16 protein-coding genes are annotated in these 20,085 nt (G+C 62.7%); 8 read left to right on the top strand and 8 right to left on the bottom strand.

The window, feature by feature from the left end; translation table 11 throughout:
- Positions 1 to 113 precede the first annotated feature (113 nt).
- Both AAGF34_RS06710 and gudD read left to right on the top strand, forming a co-directional pair.
- On the top strand, positions 114 to 1,145 hold the full coding sequence (locus AAGF34_RS06710) for a LacI family DNA-binding transcriptional regulator (protein WP_342619840.1): 1,032 nt from the start codon (positions 114 to 116) through the stop codon (positions 1,143 to 1,145).
- A gap of 121 nt (positions 1,146 to 1,266) precedes the next feature.
- Positions 1,267 to 2,592 (top strand): glucarate dehydratase, encoded by a 1,326-nt coding sequence (gene gudD, locus AAGF34_RS06705; protein WP_342619839.1) that lies wholly within the window; start codon positions 1,267 to 1,269, stop codon positions 2,590 to 2,592.
- A 30-nt stretch (positions 2,593 to 2,622) separates the two neighbouring features.
- Here the strand turns inward: gudD and AAGF34_RS06700 are convergent, their stop codons facing one another.
- Positions 2,623 to 3,543, bottom strand: coding sequence for a LysR substrate-binding domain-containing protein (locus tag AAGF34_RS06700; protein WP_342619838.1), 921 nt, complete (start codon positions 3,541 to 3,543; stop codon positions 2,623 to 2,625).
- Positions 3,544 to 3,697: 154 nt separating this feature from the next.
- Here AAGF34_RS06700 and AAGF34_RS06695 point away from each other — a divergent pair, with 154 nt between their 5' ends.
- On the top strand, positions 3,698 to 4,891 hold the full coding sequence (locus AAGF34_RS06695) for an acyl-CoA dehydrogenase (protein ID WP_342619837.1): 1,194 nt from the start codon (positions 3,698 to 3,700) through the stop codon (positions 4,889 to 4,891).
- A gap of 133 nt (positions 4,892 to 5,024) precedes the next feature.
- Positions 5,025 to 6,266 (top strand): CaiB/BaiF CoA-transferase family protein, encoded by a 1,242-nt coding sequence (locus AAGF34_RS06690; RefSeq protein WP_342619836.1) that lies wholly within the window; start codon positions 5,025 to 5,027, stop codon positions 6,264 to 6,266.
- A gap of 17 nt (positions 6,267 to 6,283) precedes the next feature.
- Here AAGF34_RS06690 and AAGF34_RS06685 read toward each other — a convergent pair whose 3' ends face one another.
- Entirely contained in the window at positions 6,284 to 7,720 is a 1,437-nt protein-coding gene (locus AAGF34_RS06685; RefSeq protein ID WP_342619835.1) for an ATP-binding protein, read from the bottom strand.
- A gap of 157 nt (positions 7,721 to 7,877) precedes the next feature.
- Here AAGF34_RS06685 and AAGF34_RS06680 point away from each other — a divergent pair, with 157 nt between their 5' ends.
- Entirely contained in the window at positions 7,878 to 8,765 is an 888-nt protein-coding gene (locus tag AAGF34_RS06680) for an EamA family transporter (RefSeq protein ID WP_342619834.1), read from the top strand.
- Between the two features lie 83 nt (positions 8,766 to 8,848).
- The gene (locus tag AAGF34_RS06675; RefSeq protein ID WP_342619833.1) at positions 8,849 to 9,406 is read left to right on the top strand and encodes a hypothetical protein; all 558 of its coding nucleotides are present in this window, start codon (positions 8,849 to 8,851) and stop codon (positions 9,404 to 9,406) included.
- Positions 9,407 to 9,412: 6 nt separating this feature from the next.
- Here the strand turns inward: AAGF34_RS06675 and AAGF34_RS06670 are convergent, their stop codons facing one another.
- From AAGF34_RS06670 to AAGF34_RS06660, 3 genes are all read right to left on the bottom strand, one after another.
- A complete protein-coding gene (locus AAGF34_RS06670; protein WP_342619832.1) occupies positions 9,413 to 10,072 on the bottom strand; it encodes a response regulator in 660 nt (219 codons plus the stop codon).
- A complete protein-coding gene (locus AAGF34_RS06665) occupies positions 10,069 to 12,228 on the bottom strand; it encodes a hypothetical protein (protein ID WP_342619831.1) in 2,160 nt (719 codons plus the stop codon). The genes AAGF34_RS06670 and AAGF34_RS06665 overlap by 4 nt, the downstream gene beginning before the upstream one ends.
- 152 nt (positions 12,229 to 12,380) lie before the next feature.
- Positions 12,381 to 14,342, bottom strand: coding sequence for an ATP-binding cassette domain-containing protein (locus AAGF34_RS06660; RefSeq protein ID WP_342619830.1), 1,962 nt, complete (start codon positions 14,340 to 14,342; stop codon positions 12,381 to 12,383).
- Positions 14,343 to 14,451: 109 nt separating this feature from the next.
- Between AAGF34_RS06660 and AAGF34_RS06655 the strand changes: the two genes are divergently transcribed.
- Entirely contained in the window at positions 14,452 to 14,832 is a 381-nt protein-coding gene (locus tag AAGF34_RS06655) for a hypothetical protein (protein ID WP_342619829.1), read from the top strand.
- A 5-nt stretch (positions 14,833 to 14,837) separates the two neighbouring features.
- On the opposite strand, the gene AAGF34_RS06650 is transcribed toward AAGF34_RS06655, so the two are convergent.
- Positions 14,838 to 16,343 carry a CoA-acylating methylmalonate-semialdehyde dehydrogenase gene (locus AAGF34_RS06650; protein WP_342619828.1) on the bottom strand — a complete coding sequence of 502 codons (1,506 nt, stop codon included), beginning with the start codon at positions 16,341 to 16,343 and terminating at the stop codon, positions 14,838 to 14,840.
- A gap of 26 nt (positions 16,344 to 16,369) precedes the next feature.
- Complete coding sequence (locus AAGF34_RS06645; RefSeq protein WP_342621051.1) at positions 16,370 to 17,650, bottom strand: aspartate aminotransferase family protein; 1,281 nt, start codon at positions 17,648 to 17,650, stop codon at positions 16,370 to 16,372.
- A 173-nt stretch (positions 17,651 to 17,823) separates the two neighbouring features.
- On the opposite strand from AAGF34_RS06645, the gene AAGF34_RS06640 reads away from it, so the two are divergent.
- Positions 17,824 to 18,753 (top strand): LysR family transcriptional regulator, encoded by a 930-nt coding sequence (locus AAGF34_RS06640; protein ID WP_342619827.1) that lies wholly within the window; start codon positions 17,824 to 17,826, stop codon positions 18,751 to 18,753.
- Here the strand turns inward: AAGF34_RS06640 and AAGF34_RS06635 are convergent.
- Positions 18,747 to 20,048 carry a D-amino acid dehydrogenase gene (locus AAGF34_RS06635; protein ID WP_342619826.1) on the bottom strand — a complete coding sequence of 434 codons (1,302 nt, stop codon included), beginning with the start codon at positions 20,046 to 20,048 and terminating at the stop codon, positions 18,747 to 18,749. The two genes, AAGF34_RS06640 and AAGF34_RS06635, sit on opposite strands and share 7 nt — an antisense overlap.
- Between the last annotated feature and the right edge of the window lie 37 nt (positions 20,049 to 20,085).

Below are 20,085 nucleotides of genomic sequence, written 5' to 3'. Positions count from 1 at the left end.
TGCTAGGGAGAAGCAAGGAATGAAGACGGATGAAATGTTCGTGTGCGGGCATTGTTCCCCTTCGGACTTGGTTGAGGCCGCTTCATGTGACAGGTGGCGCTAACATCCCCGCCATGAACCTGGACAACAACCCACCCAAGCGCGCGCGCCGTCGCAGCGGAGCTGTCACGCTCCAGGACGTGGCGCAACTGGCCGGTGTGGCGCCCATCACCGTTTCGCGCGCCCTGAATACGCCTGCGCAGGTGTCTTCTGATCTGCTGCGCAAGGTGCAGGACGCAGTGCAGCGCACGGGTTATGTTCCCAACCGCATGGCAGGCGGATTGGCCTCGCAGCGCAGCCGCCTGATAGCTGCGGTGGTGCCCAGCACGGTGATGTCGGTGTTCATGGAAACCATAGAAGCGCTCAACACCGCGCTCATGGATGCGGGCTACCAACTCATGCTGGGGCAGTCCAATTACGCGCCTGAGCGCGAGACCCGTCTGCTGGAAGAGGTGATCGCGCGCCGTCCGGATGGCATCTTCTTGATTGGTCTTCTGCCTTCCGGCGCGAGCCGCACGCGCTTGCTGGCGTCTGGCATTCCCGTGGTGGAGACCTGGGACCTGGGCACTTCGCCGATGGACATGCTGGTGGGTTTCTCCCACGCCGATATCGGGCGTGCGGCTGCGGATTTCCTGATCGGCAAAGGCCGCACGCGCTTGACCATGGTCATGGCCGACGACGCGCGCGCGCAGCGCCGATTTGAAGCCTTTGCAGCCACCGTGGCACAAGCGGGACTGCCGACTGTGCAGGTCATTAATGTGGGTTCCGCGCGCGACGTGCACACTGGCCGTCAGGCGTTGACGCAGCTGCTGGCGCAGGCGCCGGATGTGGATGCGGTGTTCTGCAGCTCCGACCTGCTGGCGCTGGGCGTGCTGACGGAGGCGCGTGTACGCAGCGTTGCTGTGCCAGAGCGGCTGGCCATTCTGGGTTTTGGGGATGTTCCGCTGGTGGCCGATCTGGTGCCGGCGTTGAGCACGGTGCGTATCAATGGTGCGGAAATTGGCCGCCTGTCCGCAGAGATGCTGATTGCCCGTGCCGAAGGGCGCAACGTGGACCAGCCCGTGGTGGACGTGGGTTTTTCCATTGTGGAGCGCGACAGCACCTGAGTGGGCCGAGTAGGGCTGTGGACAAACAGGCTTGACGTCCAGAATTGGTAGCGCTACCATTCGCACTAATTTAATTTGGTAGCGCTACCAATTCCTTCCATTTCTGCCATAGCCCTCACCCATGACCGCACCCACCATTGCCACGTTACGCGTCATTCCCGTCGCCGGACATGACAGCATGCTCATGAATCTCTCTGGAGCGCATGCGCCCTTCTTCACCCGCAATCTGCTGATCCTGACCGACAACGCGGGTCATACCGGCGTTGGTGAAGTGCCTGGAGGGGAGAAAATCCGGGCTACCTTGGCGGAAGCCAGCAAACTGGTGGTGGGCCAATCGGTTGCCCAGGTGCAGGCCGTGCTCAACGCGGTGCGGGCCCAGTTTGCAGATCGCGACGCAGGCGGCCGCGGCCTGCAGACCTTTGACCTGCGCACCACCATCCATGTGCTCACTGCCATCGAATCGGCCATGCTGGACCTGATGGGCCAGCACCTGGATTTGCCTGTGGCCGCCCTGTTGGGCGAAGGTCAGCAGCGCGACTCCGTAGAGATGCTGGGCTACCTGTTCTATGTGGGCGATCGCCGACGCACCGATCTGCCATATCGCGATGAAACGGCGTCTGCAGACCCCTGGTTCCGCCTGCGCAACGACACGGCACTGGACGCCGAGTCCATCGTGCGCCAGGCCGAGGCGGCCCATCAAAAATACGGCTTCAACGACTTCAAGCTCAAAGGCGGTGTGCTGGCCGGTGAGGCCGAAGTGGAGGCCGTCACGGCACTGCACGCGCGCTTTCCCAAGGCGCGCGTCACGCTGGACCCCAACGGCGGCTGGCTGCTGAAAGACGCTGTGCGCCTGATGCGCGATACCCGTGGCATCGTGGCCTATGCCGAGGACCCTTGCGGTGCGGAAGACGGTTTCAGCGGACGTGAGGTCATGGCCGAATTCCGCCGTGCCACGGGCTTGCCTACGGCCACCAACATGATTGCCACCGACTGGCGCCAGATGGTGCACGCGCTGTCACTGCAAAGCGTGGACATTCCCCTGGCGGACCCGCACTTTTGGACCATGGCCGGCTCAGTGCGCGTGGCCCAGACCTGCCGCGATTGGGGGCTGACTTGGGGGTCGCACTCCAACAACCATTTCGACGTGTCCCTGGCCATGTTCACCCATGTGGCAGCGGCAGCTCCGGGCAAGGTGACCGCCATCGACACGCACTGGATCTGGCAGGACGGACAAGGGCTCACCAAGGAGCCGTTGCAGATCGTGGGCGGTCATGTGCAGGTGCCACGCAAACCGGGCCTGGGTGTGGAACTCGACATGGACAAGGTGGAAGCTGCTCACCGCCTCTACCTGCAGCATGGCTTGGGCGCGCGGGATGATGCCATCGCCATGCAATACCTGATTCCGGGTTGGAAGTTCGACCCCAAGCGTCCCTGCTTGGTGCGATAACTCAGCAGCAGCAGCAGCAGCAGCTTGGCGCTAGCGCTGGGTTGCAGCCACGCCGGCGTCCAATGCCTGCCGTACCCAGGCGATGAAATTCAACACTGCTTGGGAGCGCTGGGCACCCATGGGCAACACCAGAAAGTAGCCCCGCTCGCTGGGCAGAGGCGTGGGGTGGGCCAGCGCCAGCTCACCCCGCGCCAGTTCCGCCTCCACCAGCAGGTGCGGCACGAGGGCCACACCCAAGCCCTGTGCCGCCGCTGCACTGGTCATGGAAAACAGCTCATAGCGTGGACCCGCCAATGCATTGGGTGCGTCCACACCCAGGGCCTGGAACCAGTTACGCCAGGCGTCGGGGCGGGTGGACTGCTGCAACAGCGGCATCTGGGTGAGGGCCTCGGGCTTGAGCTTGCGGCGCGCACCCAGTACGCGCGGGTTGCAGACGGCTACCACCTTCTCGTCGAGCAGCTTGGTGAACTCAGTACCGGCCCAGCGGTTCATCTGGTCCAGCGTGCCGGCAAATATGGCGGCATCGCATGTGCCGTCGGAGAACATGAACGGTCGTGTGCAGGTGTCCATGTGCACCGTGGTGCCCGGAAAGAGACGGCTGAATTCGCCGAGGCGCGGAATCAGCCACTTCACGGCAAATGTCGGCATGCAGGCCAGGTGCAGGTCACCACCTGGCGCCGAAGTGCCCATGACGTCCAGCGTGTCCTGCTCCAGCGCATCCAGGCGCTGTGCCACGCGGGCCGCGTACTCCGATCCCGCAGCGGTGGGCTCCATGCCATGGCGCGTGCGTCGGAACAAGGCAACTCCCAGGTATTCCTCCAGGGCAATGATCTGCCGCGAAATGGCACTTTGGGTGAGCGACAGCTCAACTGCCGCGCGGGTCAGGCTGCGGTGGCGCACTGCCGCCTCAAAACAGAGGAGCGTGGTGGAAGAGGGCAGCTTGCGGCGCATGGGAGGTGATGGCGTGAAGGGGTAATCCAGATATGCGCTTTAATCATATCTGAGCAAGAAAGCATCGATTGCCTCCCAAGGCGCCCACGCCTAACATGGCGCCTATTCCATCCCGCTGTTTGCGGGCAATTGCAATCCCCCTACGGAGACAACCATGGCCACTGCATTCAACTGGCAAGACCCCTTTCTGCTCGACACCCAGTTGAGCGACGACGAGCGCATGGTGCGCGATGCCGCAGCGGCTTACAGCCAGGACAAGCTGCTGCCCCGCGTCACACAGGCGTTTCGCGAAGGCAGTACCGATCCTTCCATCTTCCGCGAGATGGGTGAACTCGGCCTGCTGGGCCCGACCATTCCAGAGGCCTATGGCGGCCCCGGCCTGAACTATGTGGCCTACGGCCTGATTGCCCGCGAGGTGGAGCGCGTGGACAGCGGCTACCGCTCCATGATGAGCGTGCAAAGCTCGTTGGTGATGGTGCCCATCTTTGAATTCGGTACCGAAGCGCAACGTCAGAAGTACCTGCCCAAGCTGGCCACCGGTGAGTGGATTGGCTGCTTTGGCCTGACTGAGCCCGACCACGGTTCTGACCCCGGCAGCATGGCGACTCGCGCACACAAAGTGCCCGGCGGCTACAAACTCAGCGGCTCCAAGATGTGGATCTCCAACAGTCCGATCGCTGACGTGTTCGTGGTCTGGGCCAAGGAAGTCTCCGAAGGCGGCCAAGTTGGCCCCATCCGCGGCTTTGTGTTGGAAAAGGGCATGGCCGGTCTGAGTGCCCCCGCCATCCACGGCAAGGTGGGCCTGCGCGCCAGCATCACCGGCGAAATCGTGATGGACGGCGTGTTCTGCCCCGAAGAGAGCGCCTTTCCGGAAGTGCGTGGCCTCAAGGGCCCGTTCACCTGCCTCAACAGCGCCCGCTACGGCATCGCCTGGGGCGCCTTGGGCGCGGCAGAAGACTGCTGGCTGCGTGCACGCCAGTACACCATGGACCGCAAACAGTTCGGCCGCCCCTTGGCCGCCAACCAGTTGATCCAGAAGAAGCTGGCCGACATGCAGACCGAGATCGCACTCGGACTGCAAGGCTGTCTGCGTCTGGGGCGCATGAAGGACGAGGGCATCGCATCGGTAGAAATCACGTCCATCCTCAAGCGCAACAGCTGCGGCAAGTCGCTGGATATTGCCCGACTGGCGCGCGACATGATGGGCGGCAACGGCATCAGTGACGAGTTCGGTGTGGCGCGGCATCTGGTGAACCTGGAGGTGGTGAACACCTACGAGGGCACACATGACATCCATGCGCTGATTCTGGGGCGGGCACAGACGGGGATTGCGGCGTTCGGCAATTAAGGTCTTTTGCGGTGCTCTTGTGGTTGCGCAGTTGGGGTAGGGGCGGGCGCCTCCTACTGCGGGTACGCACAAGTCGGCGCCCGCCCCTACCCCAACCGCGCTGCCAACGTATCGGCGCGCCACAGGAAACAACATGACAACTGAAACTACCGGGGCGCTTTCCCATATCAAAGTGCTGGACCTCTCCCGTGTGCTGGCCGGCCCCTGGTGTACCCAGATGCTGGCTGACATGGGGGCCGACGTCATCAAGGTCGAGCGTCCCCAGGTCGGTGACGACACGCGCCACTGGGGCCCGCCCTTTCTGCAGGATGCCGACGGCAACAACACCCAGCAGGCCAGCTACTTTGCTGCCTGCAATCGCAACAAGCGCTCCATCACCATCGACATGTCCAAGCCCGAGGGGCAGGAGTTGATCCGCTCTTTGGCGATGCAAAGCGACATCGTGGTGGAGAACTTCAAGGTCGGTGGCCTGACCCAGTACGGTCTGGACTATGCGAGTTTGAAGAAGCTCAACCCCAAGCTCATCTACTGCTCCGTTACCGGCTTCGGTCAGGCCGGTCCCTATGCCGAGCGCGCGGGCTATGACCTGATGATCCAGGCCATGACCGGCATGATGAGCATCACCGGCAAGGCCGAAGGCGAGCCCATGCGTGTGGGCGTGGCCATCATCGACGTGTTCACCGGTGTCTACGCATGCAGCGCCATCCTCGCCGCACTGGAAGTGCGGCATCGCACCGGCGAGGGCCAGCACATCGACATGGCCTTGCTGGACGTGGGCATGGCCATCTTGGCGAATCAGGCCGCAGGCTTTCTCAACACCGGCAAAGTGCCCATGCGCCAGGGCAACAGCCACCCCAGTCTGGCGCCCTACCAGGACTTCGAAACGGCGGACGGTGCCATGCTGCTGGCCATAGGCAATGACGGACAGTTCGCCCGCTTCTGCGAAGTGGCTGGCCATCCGGAATGGGCGCAGGATGCGCGCTTTGCCACCAACACCACCCGCGTAACCCACCGTGTGGCGCTGGTGGAGTTGATGCTGACGGCGACGCGCCAACGCACCACGGCGCAGTGGATTGCCACACTGGAAGACAAGGCCGTGCCCTGCGGTCCCATCAACCACATGGGCCAGGCTTTTGCCGATGCCCAGGTACTGCACCGTGGGCTCAAGGTCACGCAGACCACTTCGGACAGCGTACGCGCCAGCACAGGTGTGGCGTCCATTGCCAGCGTTGCCAGTCCGCTGCGCCTGGGTAGCACCCCGCCGGTGCTGCGCAATCCGCCGCCAGCTCTGGGCGAACACACGCAGTCCGTCTTGCAGGAGATGGGGTTCGATGCCGCCAGGATCGCCGCACTCAGGGAGGCTGCGGTCATCTAACCCGGCACAGCCAGCGCCTACATTGCCCCAGGTGTGCGCTGCGGGAACCGCAGCACCACCTGGGTGCCACTTCCCGCCAAAGAGACGGCCCGGATGTCGCCCGCAAGAATGCTGTTGACGATACGGAAACAGATTGCCATCCCCAGGCCCGATCCGCCCTGCCCGAGCCGGGTGGTGAAGAAGGGCTCGAACACGCGGTTTCTGGTCGCGGCGTCCATGCCCACACCGTCGTCTGCCACGGTCAGCGTCAACTGCCCGTTTTCCGTTTGGGCACTGATTTCGACGTTGCCGTATTCGCGCTCCCCGAAGCCATGAATGATGGCGTTCTGCACCAGGTTGGTGACGACTTGTCCCAAGGGGCCGGGGTAACCGTCGCAGGCGATACCGGGTTCGATGGCGTTGGTCAGAACCCAGGGTTTGTGCTTGATGCCGGGGCGCAGGGTCTCCAGATTCTCTTCCACCACTTCGCGCAAATCGAAGGGACGTCGGCGCTCTGACACCTGGTCAATGGCAACCTGCTTGAAGCTCGTGATCAGGGTGGCTGCGCGATTGACCGAGCGGTCGGCAAGCCGGGCCATTTCCGCAGCAGACTGCAGGCCGTTGACAAGTTGTGATCTTTTGATGGTGCCCGAGTCAACCTTTCGCCCGATGCTCTGCAGGTGATCGTCCAGCGTCGACAGGATCGTGACCGAATTGCCAATGGGCGTGTTGAGCTCATGGGCAATGCCTGCCACCATGGTTGCAAGAGATGCCAGCTTCTCGGAATGGATCAGTTCTTCCTGCATGCTTTGCAGACGGGTCAGCGCGTCCTGCAGATCCTGTGTACGTTGAGCTACCTTGGAGTCCAGATCGCGGTTGAGTTCGACCAGGCTTTGGTTTAGTTGGACAGCGCGCGCATATTGTTCCCGCACGCTGCTGGTCATGGCGATGCCCAATACGGCACCAAAGCCGCAGACCATGCCAAAGGTCAACGCCCATACCGCAGGTTCGCGTGGCGCCGTAGGGAGTTGGCCGGTCTGCTGCATCCAGGCCAGTGCCACAAGCCCGACGGTCACGATGGCCAGCAATGCCCAGGTCTGGCTGCGCCGCAGCAGCCAGCCACTGAGCATGGTGGCAATGGGCAGCAGCAGCAAGGCGGGTGTCTGAAAGCCCGACACGGTAAAGCCGCGGTGCAAGGCCACAACAACCAATGTGGCAATGAACAGGAAGAACGCCCACTGGAACTTCTTCTTTCGCAGCAGCCAGAGCACTACCAGTATGTTCAGAAGGAACAGGGTCAACGTGACATAGGCAACGGTCCCATGCAGCAGGTAGATATACAGGCTGACGATGGCCACGGCCAGCACAATGAAGAAGATGACCCAGCGGATGACTGCTTCACCGCGCGTGTCAATGAACATCCTGATGGGGTCGGATGCACGGTGCGCGGCGGGTGGTTCGTTTGATCCGTTCATTCTGGGCGGTTGCAGGCCTGCGATCCGGCCTCCTGCTGCATCCTGAAAAAAATACTGATTGGGTGGGATTGTGTCAGGCCAGAGCGGCTTTGCGTTACCGGTCATGCGAGCAGGGTTATGGGCAAGCCGGACGAAGTCGCTCGGGTACAGTAGGGACATGCCAGCAGCTCTTCCTTTGCGCCACTTTCTACTTGCCCTGGCGGTGGTAGCTGTTTGGGGCACCAACTTCGTCGTCATCAAACTCGCCCTGGGTCATTTGCCGCCCCTGCTGTTTGCGGCGCTGCGTTTCACCCTTGCCCTGTTCCCGGCAATGCTGTTTTTGCCGCGGCCCAATGTGGGGTGGCGCAATCTGGCCCTGTATGGCGTATTGATCGGCGTGGGCCAGTTCGGTCTGTTGTATCTGGCCATCAATGGCCACATCTCCCCGGGCATCGCTTCACTGGTCGTGCAGACGCAGGTCTTCTTTACCATCGGCCTTTCTATGCGCATGCGGGCCGAACGGGTGCAGCCGTTCCAGTGGCTGGCGCTGGCACTGGCCACAGCGGGCATTGCCACCATCGGCATGCATACCGATGGCACGACCACCGTACTGGGCTTGCTGCTGGTGCTGGGCGCCGCCCTGTCCTGGGCTGGCGGCAACATTGCGGCCAAGGAGGGCAAGCCGGACAACATGGTGGCCTACGTGGTGTGGTCCAGCGCGTTTGCGGCACCTCCGCTGTTTGTCCTGTCGTATCTGTTTGAAGGGGGCGATGCTATCCTGCATGGGCTGCGTGATGCGGACCAGGCAACCTGGCTTGCCGTGGTCTGGCAGTCCTGGGGCAATTCACTCTTTGGCTATGCCGCATGGGGCTGGTTGCTGGCACGTCATCCGGCAGCCACCATCACGCCGATGGCGCTGCTGGTTCCGGTGTTTGGCATGGGTGCTTCAACCTGGTGGCTGGGCGAGTCGCTGCCGCTGTGGAAACTGACGGCAGCAGCCCTGGTCATGGGCGGTCTGGCGGTGAATCTGTTGTGGCCCACCCTGAAGCGCGCTTTCGGCCGTTGAATCAACGCCGCGGCTAGATAGCCGGAATTGCCCCGCTATTTGCCCTTTATTTCTGCGTTGACGGATTGACCCCGTCTCCATACTTGTCCCAGACCTTCACCCACTGGGGACGTGCCATGCAGATTGGCCAGCTAAACAACCTTATCTATCCCGACTTCGGCAGCCAGTCCGCGACCGCCAGCCCGGCCAAGGACACCACTGTCCGCCCGACGCCGGCTGCGCAGGACGCGCCCGGTGTCATTGCGACTATTCAGACCACCCGTGACACTGCACCTGCCGCCCCTGTGCCTGCGGATCTGGTGTATTCCAATGGGAGCAAAGCCAACGCTGCGTCCGATAGCGACGCAGATGCCGCACGCGCAAGCGAGCAATATCGCCAAGCCGTCGCGCGCAGTGCCGATTCCCCAAGCAGCTTGTCACTGGACAAGGACGGTGTGCTGGTCTCCAGGCCCGCTACGCAGGACAGCTCTTCGCAGGCCTTTGTAACCTTTGCCGTCAACACCATGCGCCAATACGCCGATGAGCAGGAGCGGCAAAAGTCACTTGCCAAGGAAACACAAACTGACAGTTCTGCCTCGCGGATACCGCGCAGCCTGGGGGACGTGCAGAAACTGGCATCACGCTTCAAACTGTTTGCCTGAAGGCAGCTACTTACCAGACATCAAGCCCAGGTTGTGCGCGTGCAATGCCGCTTGGGCACGTGAGGAAATATTGAGCTTGCGGTAAATGTTCTTGACGTGATCGCCCACGGTGTGGCGCGAGATACCCAGGTTTTCGGCAATGGTGGCCAGCGTGACGCCGCGCGATAGCTCCTGCAACACCTCGCGTTCACGCGCCGTCAGTGCCGCTTGCTGTGTGGAGTCTTCCACTGGTGCGAGTGTCGCAACCGGCTCACGGAAGTGCTTGAGCAAACGCCGCGCCACGGCGGGGGACAAGGGCGGCTGCCCCTTCACAATGCCTTGCAGCTGGGCCACCAGCCGCTCCAGCGTCTCGTCTTTGAGCAGGTAACCCTGGGCGCCCGCGCGCAGGGCTGGAAACAGATGCGCGTCGTCCTCGTAGATGGTGGCCACCACGATCATGCAGTCCGGGTAGCGCTCAGCCAGTGCCTGTATTACGGTTACGCCACTGCCATCGGGAAGGGCCAGATCGATCAAGGCCAAATCCAGCGGTTTTCGCGAAACACACTCCAGGGCGGCCGCAACGCTGGCCTCGGCATGCACCGTGATACCGGCAAACGCGGTCTGCAGTAGTTCGCAAAGCATCTCCTGCGACTCGGGCAGGTCTTCCAGCACCAAGGCGTTTTTCATGACACCGGCAGCTCTGCCTGAAACAGCAGAGTCTGGTCCCGCAAGGCCGCCGAGAGCGAGCCACCCTTCTCCTTCAGGCGGGCACGCAGATTGCGCATGCCGTAGCCGTCTTTCCATGAATCGGGTGCAGAGACGGCACCATCGTGCGTAAGCTGCAGCTGCAGCCTTTGCTCCTGCAATGCGAATGAAACGGCCACCTGGGTGGGAGCAGCATGCTTGAGTGCATTCGTCAGCAGCTCGCGTACCACGGCCTCCAGCGTGGCCTTGGTATGAGAGGACAGCGGTGTTTCGGTCAGCTCGGTCTGCTGCTCCCACTGCATGGTGCAACCCGCGGCCTCGCAACGCTCGCTGGCCTCCGCACGCCAGTCCGCCAGCGCGTCGGCAAGTGCCACCGGGTGCGAGTCCAAAGCGGCAATCGATGTGCGCAAGTCCTTCATGGCTTCGCGTGCCACTTCGGCGGTGGGTGTGCCGCGCAGCTGGTGGATCATCTTCAGCAGGCGTGCACCGATGTTGTCATGCAGATCGCGCCCTATGCGCAGCCGCTCCTGTGCCACACCGGCCTCATAGCTCAGGCGGCCGGTCAGCATATCTGCCATCAGTTCGCACAGTGCGCTGGCCCATTGCGCATCCCGCGTGGTGAACAGGCGTGCGCCGCCTCCGGCATAGCGCAGGGTACAGGGCGCCAGATTGGCCAGCCCACCTACTTGCAGCACCAGTCCGTCCTGCTCTACATGCGCCATCTTGGGTTGCGTTGTAGCTGATGGTGGCGCAACGGACAACTCGAGCGGGTCGAACAGGCGCTGCAGCAGCGCGCTCCAGGCCGCCTGCTGTTCGGGCGCGCCGGCCAGAAAAGTGATGCGGGTGATTTCCGGCAGCAGGCTGTCCAGTCGTGCACCGTGCCGGCGCAATAGCCGCTGCAACAGCCACTGGCGAAACGGGAAGTACAGGGCGCCCACCAGCAGCACCGTGGTGCCCAGGGACAGGGAAGGCCCCAGCCCGATGGTGAGCAGCGCGGCGTCCATGGCCATCACCGCCGCAATGCCACCCAGCCACAGAATCACGCGATAAGCCCACTCGCCCAGATCGAACAGCCGGTACTTGCTCAGCCCCAGCGCAATGCCCAGGTACATCACCAGAAACAAACCAAAGGCATAGGCCTGCGGCAGCGGCGCAAACCATCCGAGGAAGCTGGGCACGTACACCAGCAACACGGCCAGGCTGCAGCTCACCAGCGAGGACAACGCAAACCACAGCAGCGAAGCCCGTTCCACCGGTTTGCCGCGCGTGGTACGCCACTGCACCACGCCCATGACGATGGCCAACAGCATTTGCGCCATGATGGGTGTGCGACTACCCCAGTCCTGATCCGGTGCGCTGTGTGTGGCATCCAGCGCAAACCAGAGGCCAAAAACCAGCGGCAGCCACAGCAGGGTACGCGGCTTCACCAGGGGTCGTGGGTACATGAGGAATAGCCCGACCAGCGCGCACCCAAATGCATTTGCGCCCAAATGGTTCATGCTGGACAGCGTACGAAACAGCACACCAGGCAGTGCAAGCTCGCGGCTGCTGTACAAGGCAGCAGGGACAGTGAACAAGACAAAGCTCATGCCGGTGAACAGAAAGAGCTGCGTGCCCCACTGGCCTGGGCGCAGCACATATACCCAGGTGGCAATCAGCAAGGCTGCAAATCCCACCGCCAACTGGTACCAGTACGGCGTACCCAGGCTAGCTAGAGGACGGTGCTGCGGCCGGATCATGCTGGCTTGCGGATGTTCCTCGGTGGTTTGCCAGATGACGCTGACCTCGCCGGCGCGCAGTATGCGGGCGAGCTGGTTTTGCCGTGCAAAGAAGTCGTCCATTTCGGGATAGGTATCCAGAAAATCGGGCTCTTCGATCAGGTCGGTTGGCTTGAGCGCCAGGGTCTGCAGGCCGTCGCTCAGCTGCAGCACGCGCGCGTCTTTGGGAATTGGAGGGTTGGCTGTGGGAGCTTCTGCAGCCAGTATGACTGTGGCGGCATCACCCTCGCCTGTCGTCTGCAATGGAAGCCCCAGCCACGGCTGGGCCAGTGCGACCACGGTCACCACTATGACAACCAGCACACAGGTAGCCGCGACGGTCAGCAAGGCAAGACTGGGGCGCACCAATAGCCGGTTCATGCAAAGCACCTCCTCATTGCGCGAGCTCCCGTTTGTTTGCCCCACTCTAACAAAATACGGGCAAGTGCAGCGAGTTTTGCATCAGGTGTTGCCGCACCCCGCGATCGCGGGATTGCGCCAGGGGTAACAATCCCCTAGCGTGCTTGCAGGCTTCAGGCGCCCAGCGCTTCCCAGCGCTCCAGCGCGGTCATGAGCTCTTCGTCGATCTGCGCGCTGCGGCTGGTCAGCGCCAGCGCACGGGCGTTGTCGCGCGCAAACAGGCTGCCGTCGGCAAGCTGTTCGGTAATGTCTTTTTGCTCGGCTTCCAGCGCGGCGATCAGAGCGGGCAGGCTATCAAGCTCGCGCTGCTCCTTGAAGCTGAGCTTGCGCGCCTTGGCAGCTGGTGCTGCGGGTGCGGGTGTCGGCAGTGGTGTGGAGACTGCCGCTGCTGCGGGCTTGGCGGCCTGGTCGCGTCCGTAGTTGAACGGCGAGGCGCCTTTCTGGCCCTTGCTCTGTGCAATCTCGTTGGCGCGCTTGCTTTGCACCAGCCAGTCCGACACACCACCTTCGTACTCGCGCCACTTGGCATCGCCCTCGTAGGCGATGGTGCTGGTGACCACGTTGTCGAGAAAAGTGCGGTCATGGCTGACCAGGAACACGGTGCCGTCATAGCTTTGCAGCAGGTCTTCCAGCAGCTCCAGGGTATCGATGTCCAGATCGTTGGTCGGCTCGTCCAGTACCAGCACGTTGGCCGGGCGGGCAAACAGGCGCGCCAGCAACAGGCGGTTGCGCTCGCCGCCGCTCAGGGAGCGCACAGGTGAATTGGCGCGCGCGGGCGAGAACAGGAAGTCGCCCAGGTAGCTCTTGACGTGTTTGCGCTGGTTGCCGATCTCGATCCACTCGCTGCCCGGGCTGATGAAGTCTTCCAGCGTGGCGTCCAGGTCCAGCGCATTGCGCATCTGGTCGAAGTAGGCCACGGTGACATTGGCACCCAGGCGCACCGTGCCCCAGGGGCTGTGACCGGGTTCGGGCGCGGGGGCGTTGGCCGGGGCTGGATCGGGTGTGAGCTGGCCCAGGATGAGCTTGAGCAGTGTGGTCTTGCCTGCGCCATTAGGGCCGAGCAGGCCGATCTTGTCGCCACGCAGCACGGTGGTGGAGAAGTCGCGCACGATCACGCGGTCGCCAAAGGTCTTGGTCACATGCACCATCTCGGAAACCAGCTTGCCGCTGGCGGCACCGGAGGCGATGTCCATGTTGACGCTGCCCACGGCCTCGCGCCGGGCCTCGCGCTTGGAGCGCAGTTCCTGCAGGCGCACGATGCGTGCCGTGGCACGTGTGCGGCGTGCCTCCACACCCTTGCGGATCCACACTTCTTCTTGCGCCAGCAGCTTGTCGGCGCGTGCGTTGATCACTGCCTCCTGTGCCAGTTGCTCTTCTTTCTGCACCAGGTAGGCGGCAAAGTTGCCGGGGTAAGACAGCAGCTTGCCACGGTCCAGCTCTACGATGCGGGTGGCCACGTTGTCCAGAAAGGAACGGTCGTGGGTGATGGTGATGATGCTGCCCTTGAAGTCCACCAGCAGGCCTTCCAGCCATTCGATGGAATCCAGGTCCAGGTGGTTGGTGGGTTCGTCCAGCAGCAGCACATCGGGTTGGGCCACCAGCGCCTGGGCCAAGGCCACGCGCTTCTTGGTTCCGCCCGACAAGGTGCTCACAATGGCCTCGGGGTTCAGGTGCAGGCGGTGCAGGGTTTCGTTGACCCGCTGTTCCCAGTTCCAGCCGTCCAATGACTCGATCTCGCCCTGCATGGCGTCCAGATCGCCGTGGCCTTGGCAGTACTCCTCGATCAGTTCGATCACTCGGGACAGGCCAGCACGCACGGCTTCGAACACGGTTGCGTCCGCGTCCAGTTGCGGCTCCTGTGCCACGTAGGCGATGCGGGTGTTGCCCTGCACCTGCAGGGTTCCGTCGTCGGGCTTTTCCAGACCGCCCAGAATCTTGAGCATGCTGGATTTGCCCGCACCATTGCGGCCGATCAGGCCCACACGCTCCGCGGTTTCGAGGGAGAAGTCAGCGTGGTCGAGCAGGGGAACGTGCCCGAATGCCAGCTGGGCGTCAAGAAGGGTAATCAATGCCATAGGGGTGGGATTATCCCTTGCACAGGTTTCAGGGCCGTCACAGGGGCCGTTCATAATCCCCGGCAGCGGGGAATGTTTTCCCCGGGGTCAGGAATTCAGGAGCAAAGCAATGGCGGTGACGGTAAAACGGGTTTTGGGATATTTGCTGGGTGTGCTGGCAGGCGCGGCGCTACTGGCTGCGCTCTACACCTTTGTCGTATTGAAGTGGAGCTACGCCGTGGGCGAGCGCGCCGGCTACCTGCAAAAACTCTCCAACAAGGGCTTTGTCTGCAAAACCTGGGAGGGTGAGCTGCAACTGGTCGCCGTGCCCGGCAGCACGCCCGAGAAGTTTCTGTTCTCGGTGCGTGACGACGCCGTGGCACAGCGCCTCAACGCCACCATGGGCAAGCGCGTGGCGCTGACCTATGAACAACACATCGGTGTACCCACCAACTGCTTTGGCGAGACGGAGTACTTTGTGACCGATGTGAAGGAAGTGGCGAACCAGTAAGCGAATTAACGGCTGCTAGGGAACGCAAACACAGTGCCCTCACGCACACCGGCCGAGGGCCAGCGCTGCGTGATGGTCTTGCGCTTGGTGTAGAAGCGCACGGCATCCGGGCCATAGGCATGCAGGTCACCAAACAGGCTGCGCTTCCAGCCGCCAAACGAGTGGTAGGCCACGGGTACGGGTAGCGGCACGTTCACGCCGACCATGCCCACCAGGATGTTGTCGGTGAAGTAGCGTGCGGCTTCGCCATCGCGGGTGAAGATGCAGGTGCCGTTGCCGTACTCGTGCGCATCGATCAGGTCCATGGCTTCCTGCAGCGTCTTCACGCGCACCACGCCCAGCACTGGTCCGAAGATTTCTTCCTGGTAGATCTTCATGCCAGGCTTGACGTTGTCAAACAGGCAGGGGCCCAGGAAGTAACCTTCTTCGTGACCAGCCACCTTGACGCCACGGCCATCCACCAGCAGGGTGGCGCCTTCGGCAACACCCTGGTCCACATAGCCCTTGACCTTCTCGAAGTGGGGTTTGGTCACCAGCGGTCCCATGTCGCTCTTGGCATCAAAGCCGGAGCCCACGGTCATCTTGGCCATTTCGGCCTTCAGGCCGGCAATCACCGCTTCTGCGGTACCGTCGCCCACAGCCACCACCAGCGGGATGGCCATGCAGCGCTCACCGCAGGAGCCAAAGGCGGCACCCATCAGTGCGTTGACGGCATTGGGCACATCGGCGTCGGGCATCACCACGGCGTGGTTCTTGGCGCCACCCAGGGCTTGCACGCGCTTGCCATGCTTGCAGCCTTCGGCATAGATGTATTCGGCGATCGGCGTGGAGCCGACAAAGCTCACCGCCTTGACGCGCGGGTCGGTCAGCAGCGTGTCTACCGCTTCCTTGTCACCGTTGACCACATTGAGCACGCCGGGCGGCAGACCCGCCTGCAGCGCCAGTTCGGCCACACGCAGGGTGGAGCTGGGGTCACGCTCGGAGGGCTTGAGCACAAAGGTGTTGCCGCAGGCTACGGCCATGGGCCACATCCACAGCGGCACCATGGCCGGGAAGTTGAACGGCGTGATACCGGCCGTGACACCCAGCGCCTGGAACTCGCTCCAAGAGTCGATAGCCGGGCCCACGTTCTTGCTGTGCTCGCCCTTGAGCAGCTCGGGGGCGTAGGAGGCGTATTCCACGTTCTCGATGCCGCGCTGCAGCTCGCCCAATGCGTCGCTGAGCACCTTGCCGTGTTCGGCGGTGATGAGCTGGCACAACTCGTCGGCGTGCTGCTCCAGCAGCACCTTGAGGTTGCTCATCACGCGGGCGCGCTTGAGCGGAGGTGTGTTGCGCCAGGCCGGGAAGGCTGCTTGCGCGCTGGCAATGGCTTCTTCGACCGTGGCCTTGGGAGCCAGCAGCACGCGCTTCTCGGCCTTGCCGGTGGCGGGATTGAAAACGTCCTGGGCACGTGTGCCCGAGGTGACGGACTTGCCGCCGATGAGGTGACCAACGATGGGGAGAGTAGACATAAATGGAGCAGTTATCGCAAAAAGATTCAGGCAGTGGCGTTGATGGCTTCGCCCAGGGCGTTGATCAGGCTGTCGATCTCGGCTTCGGTGGTGATGAAGGGCGGAGCGAGCTGGATGGTGTCGCCGCCGTAACGCACGTAAAAGCCCTTTTCCAGGCACTTCATGGCAATCTCGTAGGGGCGCTTGGCCGGTTCACCGGGCACGGCGGCAATCGTCAGGCCGGCGGCCAGACCGCAGTTGCGGATGTCGGCTACGTGCTTGGCGCCCTTGAGGCTGTGCACTGCATTCTCGAAGTAGGGCGCCAGCTTGGTCACGCGCTCGATCATGTTTTCCTTGACCAGCACGTCCAGCGCCGCGATGCCGGCAGCGCAGGCGACCGGGTGTGCGGAGTAGGTGTAGCCATGTGCAAACTCCAGCATGTAGTCCGGACCGCCGGCAGCCATGAAGGTGTCGTAGATTTCCTTGCCGGCCACCACCACGCCCAGGGGCTGGGCACCGTTGGTGATTTGCTTGGCGGCGTTCAGGATGTCGGGCGTCACGCCGAAGGCGGCAGAGCCGGTGTAGGCGCCCATGCGGCCAAAGCCGGTGATGACTTCATCAAAAATCAGCAGGATGTTGTTCTGCGTGCAGATCTCGCGCAGGCGCTGCAAGTAGCCCACTGGAGGCACCACCACGCCGCCGGAGCCCGACATGGGTTCGACGATGACGGCCGCGATGTTGCTGGCATCGTGCAATGCGATCAGGCGCAGCAGTTCGTCAGCGAGTTCGGCGCCGTTCTTGGGCATGCCGCGCGAGAACACGTTGCTGGCCAACTGGGTGTGGGGCAGGTGGTCGGCTTCCACGCCCTGGCCGAACATCTTGCGGTTGGCACCAATGCCGCCCACCGAGATGCCGCCGAAGTTCACGCCGTGGTAGCCCTTTTCGCGGCCGATCAGGCGGGTCTTGGTACCCTGGCCCTTGGCACGCCAGTAGGCGCGGGCCATCTTGAGCGCCGTGTCGGCAGACTCGGAGCCGGAGCCGGTGAAGAACACGTGGTCCAGTCCCTTGGGCATAAGTTCGGTGATCTTGTTGGCCAGCTCGAATGACAGAGGGTGGCCGAACTGGAAGGCGGGCGAATAGTCCAGCGTGGCGGCCTGGTGGCCAATGGCCTCGGCAATGTCGGTACGGCCATGGCCCAGACCGCTGCACCACAGGCCGGAGAGGCCATCAAAGATCTTGCGGCCGTTGACGTCGGTGTAGTAGGCGCCCTTGGCGCTGACCATCATGCGCGGATTGGCCTTGAAGTTGCGGTTGCCGGTGTAGGGCATCCAGTGGGCTTCCAGAAAGCCTGGGCCTGCCGGATAGGGTGTGGTGCTGAGGACGGGTTCGGTAGCGGAGTTTTCGTTGAGTTTCATGGCAGGCTCCAGAGGGGGAAAGCGCGATTTTGCGTGCGTTGGATACTTCGATATAGTGAGAGTTATCACTATTCAGTTAGCACTTTATGAAACAAAAGAGTCGTGCCGCCCTGGGTCAGATCAGCGACATGGACTTGCGCCTGCTGCGCGTGTTCCGCACCGTGGTGGATTGCGGCGGTATGGCCGCGGCGGAGCTGGAGCTCAATATCGGCACCTCCACGGTGAGCCGCCACATCAAGGACCTGGAAACCCGCCTGGGCCTGACCCTGTGCCGCCGTGGCCGGGCTGGCTTTGCGTTGACTGCAGAAGGTGAGCAGATCTATGCGCAGACCACCCAGTTGCTGTCGGCCACCGACGCCTTTCGCAGCAGCGTGGACGAGATCCACCAACGCATGGGTGGGCAACTCCATGTGGCGGTGTTTGACAAGACCGCCAGCAACCCGGCCAGCCACATCGCGCAGGCCATTGCCCTTTTCACCGATCTGGCGCCCGACGTAAAACTCAACTTGCATGTGGCCACGCTCAACGGTATCGAGCGGGGGGTGCTGGACGGGCAATTCCAGGTCGGCGTCATCCCGGGCCACCGCAGTTCAGACACCCTGGAGTACACCCGCCTGTTTGACGAAGCCATGTTGCTGTACTGCGGCGCGGGGCACGCCCTGTTTGCCGGGGATGCAGACGATCTGGACTGGGACAGCCTGCGCCAGCACGCCTTCGCCGGGTTGGGCTATCACTCACCCAATATGGAAATCAGCCAGTCGCAGCGCATGGTGCGCAGTGCAACCGGCTTTGATCAGGAGTCGATCGCCACGCTGATTCTGTCGGGCCGCTTTCTGGGTTTTCTACCGATTCACTATGCGCAAAGCTTTGTGGCTGCCGGGCAGATGCGTGCGGTCAAGCCCGCGCTGTTTCATTACGAATGCGACTTCTTCGGCATCGTGCGCAGGTCGCCCCAACCGTCCCGGGCCACGCGCGCATTCCAGGCCTGCCTGGAGCAGGCGCACGCGGCTCAGTAGCCGTAGAACTTGAAGTTCATGTCCGGCTTGGCACCGCTGATGAGTTCTGCCACGGCCTTGCCTGAGCCAGCCCCGTGGGTCCAACCCAGGGTGCCGTGTCCGGCATTGACCCAGAGCTTTTGCACCTTGCTCTTGCCAATGTAGGGAATGTTGGTGGGCGTGGCTGGACGAAGGCCTGTCCAGAACTGCGGGTTCCCGCCTTCGGTGTCCAGGCGGGTATCGCAGACGCCTGGGAAGATGGCTTCCACACGGCGTGCCAGCATTTCGCAGCGTGCGCGCGACAGGCTGCTGTCCAGGCCGGTGTCGTAGCCGCCGACCTCAATGGTGCCGGCAATGCGCAGGTAGTCGCCCAGGCGGCTCATGGCGCACTTCACCGAGTCGTCAATGAAGCTGACTTGCGGCGCCAGTTCCGGTTTGAGGATCTTGAAGGTGGCGCTGTAGCCCTTGCCTGGGTAGATGGGCAGGTTGATGCCCACGGTGCGCAGCAACGGCGCCGTGTACGAACCCATGGACAGAACGAAGTGGTCGCTGCGCAGTGCGCTGGTCTTACCGCTACGGCGGTCCTGCACGCTCACGGAATCCATAGAGTCGCCCTGCTTGTTGAGCGACAGCACGTCGTGTTCCCACAGGAACTGAACGCCGCGCTCGGCACAACGCTGGGCCAGCTGCTGGGTGAATTCGCGTGCGTCGCCGCTCTCGTCACTGGGGGTATAGGTGCCGCCCACGATATGGTCGGCATAGAGCTTGAAGGCCGGTTCGATCCGCAGCAGTTCGTCGCGGCTGACCACGCGTCGCTGCACGCCGTACTTGGCCATCAACGCGGCCGCACCTGCGGCGGAGTCAAAGGATTTCTGGTCCACGTAGAAGTGGGCAATGCCTTTCTCCAGCCGGTTGTATTCAATGCCGGTGGCATTCACCACGTCCTTGAGCGCGGTGTGGCTGTAGGAGCCCAGTGCGACCAGCTGCTGCACATTGCGCTCGAAGGCGGCGTCATTGCAATTGGCCAGGAATTCCAGTCCCCAGCGGTATTGGTGCCAGCCCTTGCCGATGGGGAATTGCGGCCTGAACAGCAAGGGCGCTTCCTTGCTGAACATCCATTTGAGGGCCTTGAGCGGGGCTTCCTTATTGGCCCATGGTTCACAGTAACTCACGGAAATCTGGGCTGCGTTAGCAAAGCTGGTTTCCAGGGCCGCATCGGGCTGGCGGTCCACCACAGTGACCTCATGCCCTCGCTCCGCCAGATGCCATGCGGTGCTCACGCCCATGATGCCCGCGCCAAGTACAGTAATTTTCATGCGCGCAGTGTCGTTGATGGCGCCAAATGACGGAAGT

The organism is Rhodoferax sp. GW822-FHT02A01 (assembly GCF_038784515.1).
Classification (GTDB): Bacteria; Pseudomonadota; Gammaproteobacteria; order Burkholderiales; family Burkholderiaceae_C; genus Allorhodoferax.
Note: the sequence above shows the minus strand (reverse complement) of the source record. Positions and strands in the feature narration are given on the sequence as shown.